Source organism: Vibrio sp. SSH13-20, assembly GCF_040104475.1.
GTDB classification, from domain to species: Bacteria; Pseudomonadota; Gammaproteobacteria; order Enterobacterales; family Vibrionaceae; genus Vibrio; species Vibrio harveyi.
In genome coordinates this window covers 408,546-421,995 of the sequence record NZ_JBECOU010000005.1, presented here as the reverse complement: position 1 = coordinate 421,995, position 13,450 = coordinate 408,546, and the positions used below count along the sequence as shown (strand labels likewise).

Below are 13,450 nucleotides of genomic sequence, written 5' to 3'. Positions count from 1 at the left end.
CAATTTTTGTTAAGATATTTGACGAATTTTATTGAATAGATATACATAAAACTTAGAAAGTGACGCATAGTTAGTCATCATTATCAACTTGAGCAGTGTTGATATATCTGTCGGGATGACAGATAAGCAAAGGGAGAATTGCAATGGCTCTTTATGATCCAAGTCTTGAGAAAGACAACTGTGGATTTGGCTTAATCGCGCACATGGAAGGCGAGCAAAGTCACAAGCTGGTACGTACAGCAATTTCTGCACTTGATCGCATGACCCACCGTGGTGGCATCGCCGCCGATGGAAAAACCGGTGATGGTTGTGGTCTTCTTCTACAAAAGCCCGATTCCTATTTACGCCTTATCGCCGAAGAAAATGGCTTCAACCTTGGCAAGCAATACGCCGTGGGGATGATTTTCTTTAACCAAGATCCGGTGAAAGCTCAACTCACCAAAGACATCGTAAACAAAGAGCTGGCTCAAGAGACCTTAACCGTAGCGGGCTGGCGTGAAGTTCCAACTAATTCAGAAGTACTCGGTCCGATCGCTGCTGATTCACTTCCAGACATTCAACAAGTCTTTATCTCTGCACCAGCAGGTTGGCGCGAGCGTGACATCGAACGTCGCCTCTATATCGCACGCCGTCGCATCGAGAAACAAATTACAGAAGATCCTGACTTCTACATCTGTAGCTTGTCGACACAAGTTCTGGTGTACAAAGGCTTGTGCATGCCTGCGGACTTACCGCGCTTCTATCTTGATCTTGCTGATCTACGCATGGAATCTGCTATCTGCCTGTTCCACCAGCGTTTTTCAACCAATACTCAACCTCGTTGGCCTCTGGCTCAACCGTTCCGTTACCTCGCTCATAATGGTGAGATCAATACCATTGAAGGTAACCGCCAATGGGCTCGCGCTCGTGCTTACAAGTTCTCATCACCACTGCTGCCCGACCTACAAACTGCGGCACCATTTGTGAACGAGACAGGCTCTGACTCTTCCAGCTTGGATAATATGTTGGATCTCTTTTTAGCAGGCGGTATGGATATCTTCCGTGCCATGCGCATGCTTGTGCCACCAGCATGGCAAAACCACCCAGATATGGACCCAGATCTGCGAGCATTTTACGACTTCAACTCCAAACATATGGAGCCATGGGATGGTCCGGCAGGTATTGTTCTGTCCGATGGTCGATACGCCGCATGTAACTTAGATCGTAATGGTCTGCGTCCTGCACGTTATGTGATAACTAAAGATAGGCTGATCACTCTAGCATCAGAGATCGGTATTTGGGATTACGCTCCGGATGAGGTTGCCGAAAAAGGGCGTGTTGGTCCTGGCGAACTGCTGGTTGTCGATACTCGCAAAGGCAAACTATGGCAATCAAGTGAGATCGATAACGATCTGAAATCTCGCCACCCTTATCGCGAATGGATGGAAAACAACGTTCGCAAACTCACGCCTTTTGCTCAATTACCAGAAGAGCAAGTTGGCGAGCGCAGCTTTGATGAAGACTTGCTTAAGACTTACCAAAAGCAATTCGCCATGAGCAACGAAGAAGTCGATCAAGTGTTGCGCGTTCTCGGTGATATGGGACAAGAAGCGGTCGGCTCTATGGGTGATGACACCCCGATGGCCGTCTTATCCTCTAAAGAGCGCTTGGTGACTGACTATTTCCGTCAGAAGTTCGCGCAGGTAACCAACCCGCCGATCGATCCACTGCGTGAAAAACACGTGATGTCACTAGCAACCAGCATCGGTCAAGAGATGAATGTCTTCTGTGAAACTGATGGACACGCGCACCGAGTAACCTTCGATTCACCAGTGTTACTTTACTCAGACATGCAGCAATTACTCGAGCTTGGAGACAATTACTATCGTAATACCATTCTCGATATCAACTACGATCCACAACAGAAAGATCTTAAACAAGCCATTGATGATCTGTGTGAGCAAGCAGAACACGTGGTGCGTGAAGGCACTGTGCTAGTGGTGCTTTCGGATCGTGCTTTAGTTAAAGGCAAACTGCCAATTCCTGCAGCAATGGCGGTCGGTGCCGTTCAAACTCGCCTGATCGATGCGAACTTACGTTGTGATGCCAACATTGTTGTTGAAACAGCCACGGCACGTGACCCACACCAATTTGCCGTCTTGCTTGGATTTGGTGCCACTGCCGTTTACCCATACCTTGCTTATGAAGCACTAGGTAAACTCATTGATGATAAAGCGCTAGAAAAAGACTATCGCGATGTGATGCAAAACTACCAATACGGCATCAACAAAGGTCTGTACAAGATCATGTCGAAAATGGGGATTTCTACCATCGCCTCTTACCGTTGCTCACAACTGTTTGAAGCAGTTGGCTTGAGCCAAGAAGTGGTCGATTTGTGCTTTAAAGGTGTAACAACTCGTATTGAAGGCGCAAATTTCGACGACTTCCAACAAGACTTGTACAACCTTTCTCGCAAAGCTTGGGCGAAACGTAAAGCCATCGAGCATGGTGGTTTATTGAAATATGTCCACGGTGGTGAATATCACGCCTACAATCCAGACGTGGTTGGCACACTGCAAACTGCGGTGAAATCAGGCGAAAGCAACGATTATCAGAGCTTTGCTAAACAGGTGAACCAACGTCCTGTTGCCATGCTGCGTGACTTAATGGCGCTGAAAAAATCAGATTCCCCATTACCACTTGAGCAAATCGAGCCAAGCACAGAACTCTTCAAACGCTTTGACTCGGCGGCAATGTCCATTGGTGCACTTAGCCCAGAAGCACACGAAGCACTTGCAACAGCGATGAACCGCCTTGGTGGCTACTCTAACTCAGGTGAAGGTGGTGAAGATCCACGTCGCTTCGGTACAGAGCGTAACTCCCGCATCAAGCAGATTGCTTCAGGTCGATTTGGTGTTACGCCTCACTACCTAACCAATGCAGACGTACTGCAGATCAAGGTCGCACAGGGTGCGAAGCCGGGTGAAGGTGGTCAGTTACCGGGACACAAAGTCACCGCAGAAATCGCAAAACTGCGTTATTCGGTACAGGGGGTGACTCTGATCTCCCCTCCTCCACATCACGATATTTATTCGATTGAAGACTTAGCCCAGCTGATCTTCGACCTAAAACAAGTCAATCCAAACGCATTGGTTTCGGTGAAGTTAGTTTCTGAGCCAGGCGTCGGCACCATCGCAACAGGTGTAGCAAAGGCCTACGCTGATCTCATTACCATCTCGGGTTACGACGGCGGTACCGCAGCAAGCCCATTAACTTCAGTGAAATACGCTGGTAGCCCTTGGGAATTGGGACTGGCAGAGACACAACAAGCACTGGTTGCTAATGGTCTACGTCATAAGATTCGTCTACAGGTAGATGGTGGTCTAAAAACTGGTCTGGACGTGGTGAAAGCGGCGATTCTCGGTGCCGAAAGCTTCGGTTTTGGTACTGCACCAATGGTGGCAATGGGTTGTAAGTTCCTACGTATTTGTCACCTCAACAACTGTGCTACTGGTGTTGCAACTCAAGACGAAACGCTGCGTAAAGAGTACTTCAAAGGTCTTCCGGAAATGGTGATGAACTACTTCATTGGTCTGGCGGACGAAGTACGCGGATTACTCTCTGAACTTGGTGTTGAAAAACTGACTGACTTGATCGGTCGTACGGATTTATTGGAAACCATTGAAGGTCTGACAGCAAAACAAACCAAGCTGGATTTGTCGAATATCCTTGAGGCACCAGTCTCTCCAGAAGGACACCCTCTTTATTGGACACAGCCAAATACACCATTTGATAAAGCCGAGCTAAACAACAAGATCATTGAAGACGCGCTGCAAGCGGTTGAGAAACGTCAATCTGCTAGCTTCTTCTACAACGTGATCAACACCGACCGTTCTGTTGGTGCTCGTCTATCAGGTGAAATCGCTCAGCGTTACGGCAACCAAGGCATGGCGGCAACGCCAATCAAACTGCATTTGGATGGCACCGCTGGTCAGTCATTTGGCGTTTGGAACGCAGGTGGCGTAGAGCTTTACCTCACTGGTGATGCCAACGACTACGTAGGTAAAGGCATGGCTGGCGGTAAAGTGGTTATCAAACCTCACCTTGGCACTGCATTTAAGTGTAATGAAGCAACCATCATTGGTAACACCTGTCTGTACGGTGCGACCGGCGGTAAACTGTTTGCGGCAGGTAAAGCAGGTGAGCGTTTCGGCGTACGTAACTCAGGTACGATTGCCGTCATTGAAGGCGCTGGTGATAACGCTTGTGAGTACATGACCGGTGGTATTGTTGCCATTCTAGGCGCGACTGGCGTGAACTTCGGCGCAGGCATGACCGGCGGGTTTGCATACGTATTGGATGAGAACCAAGACTTCCAAGGTCGCGTGAACAACGAATCGGTTGAAGCGATATCTCTGTCAGATCTCTACATCCACCAAGAGCACTTGCGTGGTCTGATTGCCGAACATCTCGAAGAAACCGGCTCTAGCCACGCAGAAGATATCTTGGCGAACTTTGATGAATGGATTCCAAAGTTCTACTTGGTGAAACCACAAGCGGCGGACTTGCGCACGCTACTTGGTCACCAGAGTCGCAGTGCCGCAGAACTGCGCGTTCAAGCCCAGTAATCATGGAGGATGTTTGAATCATGAGTCAGAACGTTTATCAATTTATCGATGTTCAACGCGTAGATCCTGCGAAGAAGCCTATCAAAGTTCGTAAGATCGAATTCGTTGAAATCTATGAACCATTTACCAAGCAACAAGCGACTGCGCAGGCGGATCGCTGCTTGGATTGTGGTAACCCATATTGTGAATGGAAATGCCCAGTACACAACTACATCCCACAATGGCTAAAGCTTGCCAATGAAGGTCGTATCCTCGAAGCCGTAGAGCTATCGCACCAAACTAACAGCTTGCCTGAAGTTTGTGGTCGAGTGTGTCCGCAAGATCGTCTATGTGAGGGCTCTTGTACTCTCAATGAAGACTTTGGCGCCGTCACTATAGGTAACGTTGAAAAATACATTACCGACAAAGCCTTCGAAATGGGCTGGAAGCCTGACATGTCTAAGGTGGAGTGGACCGATAAAAAGGTTGCCATTATTGGTGCAGGTCCAGCAGGCTTGGCTGCTGCCGATATCCTAGTGCGCAATGGCGTGAAACCTGTCGTATTTGACCGCTACCCTGAAATTGGAGGCCTACTGACCTTCGGTATCCCTTCGTTCAAACTTGAAAAAGGCGTGATGGAAAACCGCCGCCGCGTCTTCACCGAAATGGGCGTAGAGTTTCAGATGAATGTCGAAGTAGGTAAAGATGTGCAGATGCAAGAGCTGCTTGATGAGTACGATGCCGTCTTTTTGGGGGTTGGTACTTACAAGTACATGCGTGCGGGACTAGAAAATGAAGGTGCACCGGGTGTTTACGACGCTCTGCCATTCTTGATTTCAAATACTTACAAGGTCATGGGCTTGGAGCACGACAAACCTTTTATCGACATGGCAAAGCAGCGCGTAGTTGTACTCGGCGGTGGTGATACCGCGATGGACTGTGTTCGTACCTCTATTCGCCAAGGCGCGTCAAACGTGGTATGTGCTTACCGTCGTGATGAAGCCAATATGCCCGGCTCTCGCCGCGAAGTGAAAAACGCCAAAGAAGAAGGCGTGAAGTTTATGTTCAACCTTCAGCCTTTAGGAATTGAAGTCGATGCGTCAGGTAAGGTCTCGGGTGTCAAAGTGGTGAAAACCGCTCTTGGTGAGCCTGATGAAGCGGGTCGTCGCCGTCCAGAGCCCGTCGAAGGCAGCGAACACGTTCTACCGGCAGACGTCGTGATCATGGCGTTTGGTTTCCAGCCACACAAAATGGACTGGTTAGCTCCGTTTGATGTCGATTTAGATCAATGGGGTCGTATCAAAGCCCCTGCGAAACAAGAGTTCCAATTCCAGACCAGCAATGAAAAGATCTTCGCGGGTGGCGATGCGGTGCGAGGCTCTGATCTAGTCGTCACTGCAATTGATGAAGGACGAAAAGCAGCAGAAGGCATTCTCGATTACCTCGAAGTTTAATCACAGCTAACATCACAAAAAGGATCCTATTATTGGATCCTTTTTCTTTTGTATCCATATAATTAGAAGCAAAATTATAAGAGTAAATACAATGAAAAAAGCCGCTCTCCTTTCCATCACTTTGCTCGGCTTAACCGCTTGTAGCCAAGGAGTCACAATCATGACGGATCGTTCTCAATCACCTTGTGGTGACAAACCAAACTGCGTCTCCACTCAAGATACGCGTGCAGAATACAACCTAACGCCATTCACCCTGGCTGATTCAGCGAACATCGATGCTATTGAGCAAATTGCGCTTGAACTGCCAGGTGCGAAAACAGCGGTGAAAGAAGGCAACTACATACGCGTAGAGTGCACATCTAAAATCATGCGCTTTGTGGACGATTTAGAACTTAAGGTAGAAGGCGATCAGCTAATTGTTCGCTCAGAATCTCGTGTTGGCTATTCAGACTTTGGCGTGAACCGTAAGCGTGCTGAACAATTACGTTCACTGCTGATGAATGCTGAGTTAATCAAATAACGACCACATATTGGTGCAGAGTGGTATACTCTCGCCAACTTAAATTTTTATCGAAAGAGAGTGTTATGAAAGTTGGTATCATCGGTGCGATGGAACAAGAAGTCACCATCCTGAAAGAAGCAATGACAAACTGCCAAACAGTGAACAAAGCAGGTTGCACGTTTTTCTCTGGTCAGATTAACGACGTTGATGTGGTACTACTTCAATCTGGCATCGGTAAAGTAGCAGCAGCAGTTGGTACAACCATTCTGCTAGACGAATACCAACCAGATGTGGTTATCAACACTGGCTCTGCGGGCGGTTTCGACTCAAGCCTAAACCTAGGCGACGTTGTTATCTCAACAGAAGTTCGTCACCACGATGCAGACGTAACCGCGTTTGGCTACGAAATGGGTCAAATGGCAGGTCAACCAGCGGCATTCAAAGCAGATGAGAAGCTAATGGACCTTGCTGAAAAAGCACTGGCTCAAATGGAAAACACTCACGCAGTTCGCGGCCTGATCTGTACTGGTGATGCGTTTGTTTGCACAGCAGAACGCCAAGAGTTTATCCGTAAACACTTCCCTTCAGTTATCGCTGTAGAAATGGAAGCATCCGCTATCGCTCAAACTTGTCACCAATTCAACACGCCGTTTGTTGTTGTGCGCGCTATCTCTGACGTAGCAGACAAAGAATCACCAATGAGCTTCGAAGAGTTCTTACCGCTAGCGGCGAAAAGCTCTTCAGAAATGGTATTCAAAATGTTGGAACTGACTAAGTAAGTCTATCGAATTTCATGGAAGAAACCTTTCAGCAATTTTATGCCAATGGTGCGCTCCTCGTCATGTGGGGCGCATTATTATTCCATCTCCTGCTCCCCATACCGCACGCTGCGCATCCAGTGACGCTTTGGCATAAATTCGCCGAGCAACTGGCTAACAAGGTCAATAACAACCACAACTACTCGCAAAGTATTATCTCTGGCGGACTCGCTCTTCTTCTTATGCTTGTGCCTTGCTTGATATTACTGCTCGCGATGAAGCCTTTAGTTTGGCAAGCACCGCTATTTGAGCTGGCATTACTGCTGATTGCTCTTGACTGGCGAAACAATGAATCACTTGCTAAACAACTCGTCACCGCAATGTCGAATGAGAATAAAGTACAATGCCGAGCACTACTCAAGCCTTACCTGAACCGCGATACAAAGAGCTTATCGCTACTAGGCATTGGTAAAGCTGGAGCAGAAACCATCATCATGGGTTACGGACGTAACGTAGTGTGTGTGCTGTTTTGGTATGGAGTAACTGGTGGAATTGGCGCGTTGATGTATCGTCTTACTGCTGAGTTAGCTCGAGCATGGTCTCCTAGTCGACGTCAATATTCACCATTTGGCAAACCAGTTATTCAATTAACGGCGGTCCTAGAAATCATTCCATTACGCTTATTCGCGATGTTTATTGGTGCGGGTAAAAACGTATCAAGCGTTTCAACTGCTATGCTTCAACAAGCGAAATCTTGGCCGCTTCCTGGACCGGCATGGTTGTTGTGCTCGATTGGTAACAAGCTTCAATTGTCACTTGGTGGTCCAGCTTTGTATCAAGGACTGCGAGCCGAACGTGCAAAACTTGGGGGGCGTATTGCACCATCAGCCATTCATCTAGCGCAAATCCAAACACTGATAGTTTGGCGTATCTTTGCTTGGATAGTTATCCAAAGCCTAATTCTCGGATTCATTTATCAAGGACTATAATGAAAAATCTTTGCTTTGCCCTTCCTCTTATCTTCTCTGCTGTTTCTTTTGCCAATGAACCTGTTCAACGAGTCATCAGCCTAGCGCCACATGCAACAGAAATCGCCTATGCAGCTGGTCTTGGAGACAAGCTGATTGCGGTCAGTGAGATGAGTGACTACCCCGAGCAAGCCAAAGGCCTAGAAAAAGTATCAAACTATCAAGGCATTAAACTCGAACGCATCATCGCCCTTCAACCCGATTTAGTTATCGCTTGGCCTGCAGGTAATCCAGCCAAAGAACTTGATAAACTCAAGCAGTTTGGCATTCCGATTTACTACTCAACAACAGGAACGTTAGAGGATATTGCCAAGAATATTGAACAACTCAGCCGATACAGTGAGAAGCCGGAAGTAGGACGAAAAGCCGCTGAAGATTTTCGTGCACAGTTAGAAGCGTTAAAAGAAAAGTACAATACCGAAGATAAAGTTAGCTACTTCTATCAGTTGAGTGAAAAACCGCTCATCACCGTTGCGGGCAAGAACTGGCCAAGTGAAGTATTCACCTTCTGTGGTGGTAAAAATATCTTTGCCAAAGGCAGTGCTCCTTACCCACAAGTCAGCATCGAGCAAGTGATTACTCGCCAGCCTGAAGTACTGTTTACCTCTCGGCATGCCATGAGTAATGATGGAATGTGGGCAGAATGGAAGAGCGACATCCCTGCATTAAAAAATGGTCATGTTTGGTCACTTAATTCCGATTGGATCAACCGCCCGACCCCAAGAACCTTAAACGCGATCACAGAGGTGTGTGAACACTTTGAAAGCGTTCGGCAAAAACGCTAACGTTTTCGTTGGAAATCCCGTACAATTTCCGTCCCATTTCTGTTCCCCCACAATTTGTTTATAAGGTACCAAGTAACATGGACTCCATGCTGCTTTATATGATCGATTTATTCGGTACTGCTGTCTTTGCGGTTTCTGGAGTTTTGCTCGCAGGCCGATTAAAGATGGATCCTTTCGGTGTGATCGTGCTCGGTAGTGTGACGGCTATTGGCGGTGGCACTATTCGTGATATGGCGCTTGGCGCTACCCCTGTATTCTGGATTACTGACACGACCTATCTATGGGTAATTTTCATTACCTGTTTATTAACCATGATTTTAGTTCGTCGCCCTAAACGTCTACCTTGGTGGGTCCTTCCTGTATGTGACGCAATTGGTTTGGCAGTATTTGTTGGTATCGGTGTTGAAAAAGCCCTAGCTTACAATGCATCCGGCATGGTGGCAGTTATCATGGGCGTCATTACTGGCTGTGGCGGCGGCATCATTCGCGATGTGCTAGCACGTGAAGTGCCGATGGTTTTGAGAAGCGAAGTCTATGCGACAGCATGTATCATCGGTGGTATTTTTCACACGACCGCATTGAGCATGGGTCATGACCACTCTTTCGCCCTACTTGCAGGCGTCGTTTCAACATTGATTATTCGCCTTGGGGCGATTCGCTGGCACTTATCACTGCCAACCTTCGCCATAAATCGATAATGTTCACCTATTGATTGAAAAGAGCCGTCATAACTGACGGCTTTTTTTTGGTAAACGTCAGTCGCTTCTGATTCTGAGCTTAGTTATATTAAGGCTATTATTCCCAACATTCATGGATAGACATGTTACTGGAAGGCATCGAAACACTATTAGTTTTAAGCAAAGCGAAAACCATGAGCCGCACAGGGAGTTTGCTGTATATCAGCCAATCTGCGGTAAGTAAACGCATCGCGAATCTAGAGAAAAAACTGGGAAAGAAACTTGTCGAACCATCGGGTAGAACCATAAAGCTCACACCAGATGGCATGGCTTTGATCGAAAATATTGGTCCCTCTTTTAATGAGTTACGTGGCCTTATCTATGAACAGCAAGAACTAGAAGATACGTCTTTAATCACCCTCGATAGCTCAAAGTCTCTCATTGCAGGTTATCTCGGGAAAACGATTGGTGATTACCTCAAACAAGACCAGTACTTAACCATAACCACTAACCACAGCCCTAGAATCGTTGAGCGAGTTCAATCCGGTAAAGCGACCGTTGGGCTTTGTGCAGGGCTATTGCCACCGCATCATGGTTTGATGGCTTTCCACTTATGTGATGAGCCTTTTTTCCTCGTTAGTGATCAACCACTGTATACGCTCCCGAAAAAAGTAATCACAAATGATTTAACCAATCCATCCAATAGCTACCAACTGCCAGCATTAGAGAAAATCGGTATTAAGCCATTGATGGAAATGGATGCCTACACAGCGGCAGCCCAACTCGCACTGGGAGGAGCAGCTCCTGCATTAATCCCGCTATCAATCGTCAGAGCGTTGAAGATTCCTGGCGATAACTGCTTTATGTTTGAGCCACTGACCTCTTTGATTCGACCAATTCATATCTGCGTTAGGCAGAACGTGTACCAGTCGCCAAGAGTTAAAACAGTGATAGAAACCATTGGTGATGTTGTTGCCAAAGAAGTTTTGTCGCCATCAACATAGACATGGTAATGACTAAAGGTCGAATCCATTTTTGACCTTTGGTGACGACAACTTTGGCACCAAGCTGAGCACCAATAAAGCCACCTACGGCCATGGTAAGGCCGATTTCCCACACAGGTAAACCAGCAAGAATAAAGAACAATAGCGCCGCAATGTTTGAGGTGAAGTTAAGAATCTTAGTGCGGGCAGTCGCATCAACCAATGAAAAGTGACCTAGTGCGACAAAACAAAGAGCAAAGATAGAGCCAGTGCCTGGTCCAAAGAAACCATCGTAGAAGCCTACACCCCCACCAACACACAAAGCAAACATCGCTTCAGAAAGCTTGGGTTCACCTTCAGCCGCTTTCGAGGTTGAAGAAAGCAAAAAGTAGAGAGAAATCGCGATCAGCAAGACTGGGATAAGACTAGTGAGCACACCGGCATCGATAAACTGCACAGCCTCTGCACCAATGGCAGAACCAATAAAGGTACATAGAATCGCTAAGCGCATCTCTTTCAGGCTAACAATACCATTACGCACAAAGTACCAACTGGCAGAAAAGCTTCCAAACGAGCTTTGGAGTTTGTTGGTCGCCAATGCCTGAGTAGGACTTAACCCTGCGGCCAACAAAGCAGGGAGCGTCAAGAGACCACCGCCACCAGCCATCGCATCAATAAATCCCGCAGCAGATGCGACAAAAAACAATGCAATTAAGATTTCGAACGTAACTTCCACTTGTGCGTCCTTGTAAATATTTGTAACCAAGATGGAGCAACGATAGCACTGTCTGACAGACGAACAAAAGGAAACTCAAGACACCAACCTATTCCAGATTTTCATCATTTAACTTAAAAAACAATAAATAACAAAATAGATTATTACACAAAGACTTTTAACTCCGCCCATTAAATAACAAATATGCCTTATCCCCATCAATTAATTGATGCATAATAATTATTAATCCATAAAAATAAAACGCTATGTATCATAGTAACTTCTCAAGATAAATTATCTAGAAAAATATATTCTTATATGAGGTTTAATCTCTAAGTTAAGAAACTATTCAAAATATGATAAAGCTAAAACCTTAATGAGGACATTGAAAATTTAAATTAAATAATTTATAAAAACCAAAACTGGATGAGGAGATGTCTTTAAAATGAATAACAACAAAAAAAGGTTAGAAAACAAAAAATATATATTTCTATCCGCTATAATTTTCTCCACGATAGGAGTTTCAATGATACACATGTCATTTAATGAAATAATTAATTTTATCAAAAAAATAGAGCTCGAAGAAAGTAGTGTAAATTTTTCACGTTCATCCATAGCCTTAACTTCTGGTTCAATGTTATTTATATTTTTCTCCTGCTACTCTTTAGTTGCATTAATTAGAAATAAAAAATTCTCCAAAAAGACAAATGATGTAATGTTAAAAATATTTTTTACAATATCTTTCATATCTATAATATCACCATACCCTGTTAGCTTCTATTTAGAGAAAATTGCATTAAAAAATGGATATGAATACTCAGAAGAATTAAGCCAGTCCTGGTTATATGATAAGAATTACGTTTATATAAAGTAATAAAACATAGAAACCCAATATTATCTGGAGAAATTTCCCTCTACATTCCATACAAATAACTTGTAACGCAATAAATAGAATATTCATACGACATATCCCGATAAGAACCTCACTTGATAGTATTTAATAAATACATGAGCAAAGGACTATGACAAAGACGAATGCTAACTATGATAGAAAACAAGCATTATTCTACTTAATATTCTTACTCATATCATCAATGTCTCTATTTATATGCTCACTAAAAGGCATAAGTGGCTTCTATGACAATATAGTCACCAAAAGTGAAATAGCAACCTTTGATCAAGTATATGTATATATGTTTGGAGCGAGTTTCATTATTTTTGAATGCTTGAGAATACTAGTTATCTCAATTATATCAAACAACTTTTTGACTAAGGGCCAATTCAAAAAATCAAGTGAGATTTTTTAGCACTATCCATAACTACTTTTTATCATTATACCCTGCAATTATCTTAGCTGATGTATTTGCTAAGTCTAATAACTATATATTTAGCAAAGACGAATCAACTTACAATTTTTATTGGAGAAAAGATCATACAAAATAAAAAATAGAGTTTAATGTATGGAGCGCGACTCCTTATAAATTACTCTCGAAATCGGATACATATCAAGTTTCAACTTAAGAATTAAAGAGGGTCGCATGACTAAATGGTTTATCCCTATTGCTTTATATCTATGCTTGACTGCAGGTCTAGCAATAAGCCTAAACATCTGGAATGAATGGTTTTCTATCAAGCGAAGAATTGGGGTTGATATTTACTTAATTCTCTTCGGCACAATAACTGCAATAGTAATATGTGTTCCAAACATTCTAACGATTAGCAAAGGCTTGAGTATTGCAGCTAAGGTAAATTTGATCACTATTGCATTTATTCTGGTTACTTGTAGCTCTAATTTTGTTATTGCAAATGGCAGTGCTATTTCTTCATCTTTAGGGACGTTACTTTCAGTCATTAGTTTGATGCTGTACAAAAGTCCGCTCTATCAGGCTTTCTTAGCGCACTTCAATTCTCTCCATTTTAAGCAACCTTAAAGACAAAAAAGCCCGCTCAAATGAGCGGGCA

General features: G+C 44.7%; 11 protein-coding genes. 10 read left to right on the top strand and 1 reads right to left on the bottom strand.

Annotated features, from left to right (window positions below; translation table 11 throughout):
- The first annotated feature begins 143 nt into the window (after positions 1-143).
- The 8 genes from gltB to ABMY42_RS17040 all read left to right on the top strand — a co-directional run bounded on the left by gltB (position 144) and on the right by ABMY42_RS17040 (position 10,794).
- Complete coding sequence (gene gltB, locus ABMY42_RS17075) at positions 144-4,607, top strand: glutamate synthase large subunit (protein ID WP_053052709.1); 4,464 nt, start codon at positions 144-146, stop codon at positions 4,605-4,607.
- A gap of 20 nt (positions 4,608-4,627) precedes the next feature.
- On the top strand, positions 4,628-6,040 hold the full coding sequence (locus ABMY42_RS17070) for an FAD-dependent oxidoreductase (protein WP_005447834.1): 1,413 nt from the start codon (positions 4,628-4,630) through the stop codon (positions 6,038-6,040).
- A 91-nt stretch (positions 6,041-6,131) separates the two neighbouring features.
- Positions 6,132-6,560 carry a DUF1499 domain-containing protein gene (locus ABMY42_RS17065; protein WP_045490796.1) on the top strand — a complete coding sequence of 143 codons (429 nt, stop codon included), beginning with the start codon at positions 6,132-6,134 and terminating at the stop codon, positions 6,558-6,560.
- A gap of 65 nt (positions 6,561-6,625) precedes the next feature.
- Positions 6,626-7,321 carry a 5'-methylthioadenosine/S-adenosylhomocysteine nucleosidase gene (gene mtnN, locus ABMY42_RS17060; RefSeq protein WP_005447825.1) on the top strand — a complete coding sequence of 232 codons (696 nt, stop codon included), beginning with the start codon at positions 6,626-6,628 and terminating at the stop codon, positions 7,319-7,321.
- Between the two features lie 14 nt (positions 7,322-7,335).
- Positions 7,336-8,289, top strand: a complete 954-nt coding sequence (locus tag ABMY42_RS17055; protein WP_069686822.1) for a cobalamin biosynthesis family protein — start codon at positions 7,336-7,338, stop codon at positions 8,287-8,289.
- Positions 8,289-9,113, top strand: a complete 825-nt coding sequence (gene btuF / locus ABMY42_RS17050) for a vitamin B12 ABC transporter substrate-binding protein BtuF (RefSeq protein WP_349266570.1) — start codon at positions 8,289-8,291, stop codon at positions 9,111-9,113. The genes ABMY42_RS17055 and btuF overlap by 1 nt, the downstream gene beginning before the upstream one ends.
- 77 nt (positions 9,114-9,190) lie before the next feature.
- Positions 9,191-9,811: a TRIC cation channel family protein gene (locus ABMY42_RS17045; protein WP_017190089.1), complete on the top strand. Its 621-nt coding sequence runs from the start codon at positions 9,191-9,193 to the stop codon at positions 9,809-9,811.
- Between the two features lie 122 nt (positions 9,812-9,933).
- The gene (locus ABMY42_RS17040) at positions 9,934-10,794 is read left to right on the top strand and encodes a LysR family transcriptional regulator (RefSeq protein WP_017190088.1); all 861 of its coding nucleotides are present in this window, start codon (positions 9,934-9,936) and stop codon (positions 10,792-10,794) included.
- Here the strand turns inward: ABMY42_RS17040 and ABMY42_RS17035 are convergent.
- Positions 10,730-11,509, bottom strand: coding sequence for a TSUP family transporter (locus ABMY42_RS17035; protein ID WP_009697613.1), 780 nt, complete (start codon positions 11,507-11,509; stop codon positions 10,730-10,732). The genes ABMY42_RS17040 and ABMY42_RS17035 overlap by 65 nt on opposite strands.
- A gap of 424 nt (positions 11,510-11,933) precedes the next feature.
- On the opposite strand from ABMY42_RS17035, the gene ABMY42_RS17030 reads away from it, so the two are divergent.
- Positions 11,934-12,362 carry a DUF1240 domain-containing protein gene (locus tag ABMY42_RS17030; protein WP_069686820.1) on the top strand — a complete coding sequence of 143 codons (429 nt, stop codon included), beginning with the start codon at positions 11,934-11,936 and terminating at the stop codon, positions 12,360-12,362.
- A gap of 664 nt (positions 12,363-13,026) precedes the next feature.
- Positions 13,027-13,419, top strand: a complete 393-nt coding sequence (locus tag ABMY42_RS17025) for a hypothetical protein (protein ID WP_274876612.1) — start codon at positions 13,027-13,029, stop codon at positions 13,417-13,419.
- Positions 13,420-13,450: the final 31 nt, after the last annotated feature.

What these genes read in the sequence shown, in the direction of transcription:
- ABMY42_RS17045 (WP_017190089.1), top strand. Translation starts at nt 9,191, where the DNA reads ATGGACTCCATGCTGCTTTATATGATCGATTTATTCGGTACTGCTGTC.
- mtnN (WP_005447825.1), top strand. Translation starts at nt 6,626, where the DNA reads ATGAAAGTTGGTATCATCGGTGCGATGGAACAAGAAGTCACCATCCTG.
- ABMY42_RS17070 (WP_005447834.1), top strand. Translation starts at nt 4,628, where the DNA reads ATGAGTCAGAACGTTTATCAATTTATCGATGTTCAACGCGTAGATCCT.
- ABMY42_RS17055 (WP_069686822.1), top strand. Translation starts at nt 7,336, where the DNA reads ATGGAAGAAACCTTTCAGCAATTTTATGCCAATGGTGCGCTCCTCGTC.
- ABMY42_RS17030 (WP_069686820.1), top strand. Translation starts at nt 11,934, where the DNA reads ATGAATAACAACAAAAAAAGGTTAGAAAACAAAAAATATATATTTCTA.
- ABMY42_RS17025 (WP_274876612.1), top strand. Translation starts at nt 13,027, where the DNA reads ATGACTAAATGGTTTATCCCTATTGCTTTATATCTATGCTTGACTGCA.
- gltB (WP_053052709.1), top strand. Translation starts at nt 144, where the DNA reads ATGGCTCTTTATGATCCAAGTCTTGAGAAAGACAACTGTGGATTTGGC.
- btuF (WP_349266570.1), top strand. Translation starts at nt 8,289, where the DNA reads ATGAAAAATCTTTGCTTTGCCCTTCCTCTTATCTTCTCTGCTGTTTCT.
- ABMY42_RS17065 (WP_045490796.1), top strand. Translation starts at nt 6,132, where the DNA reads ATGAAAAAAGCCGCTCTCCTTTCCATCACTTTGCTCGGCTTAACCGCT.
- ABMY42_RS17040 (WP_017190088.1), top strand. Translation starts at nt 9,934, where the DNA reads ATGTTACTGGAAGGCATCGAAACACTATTAGTTTTAAGCAAAGCGAAA.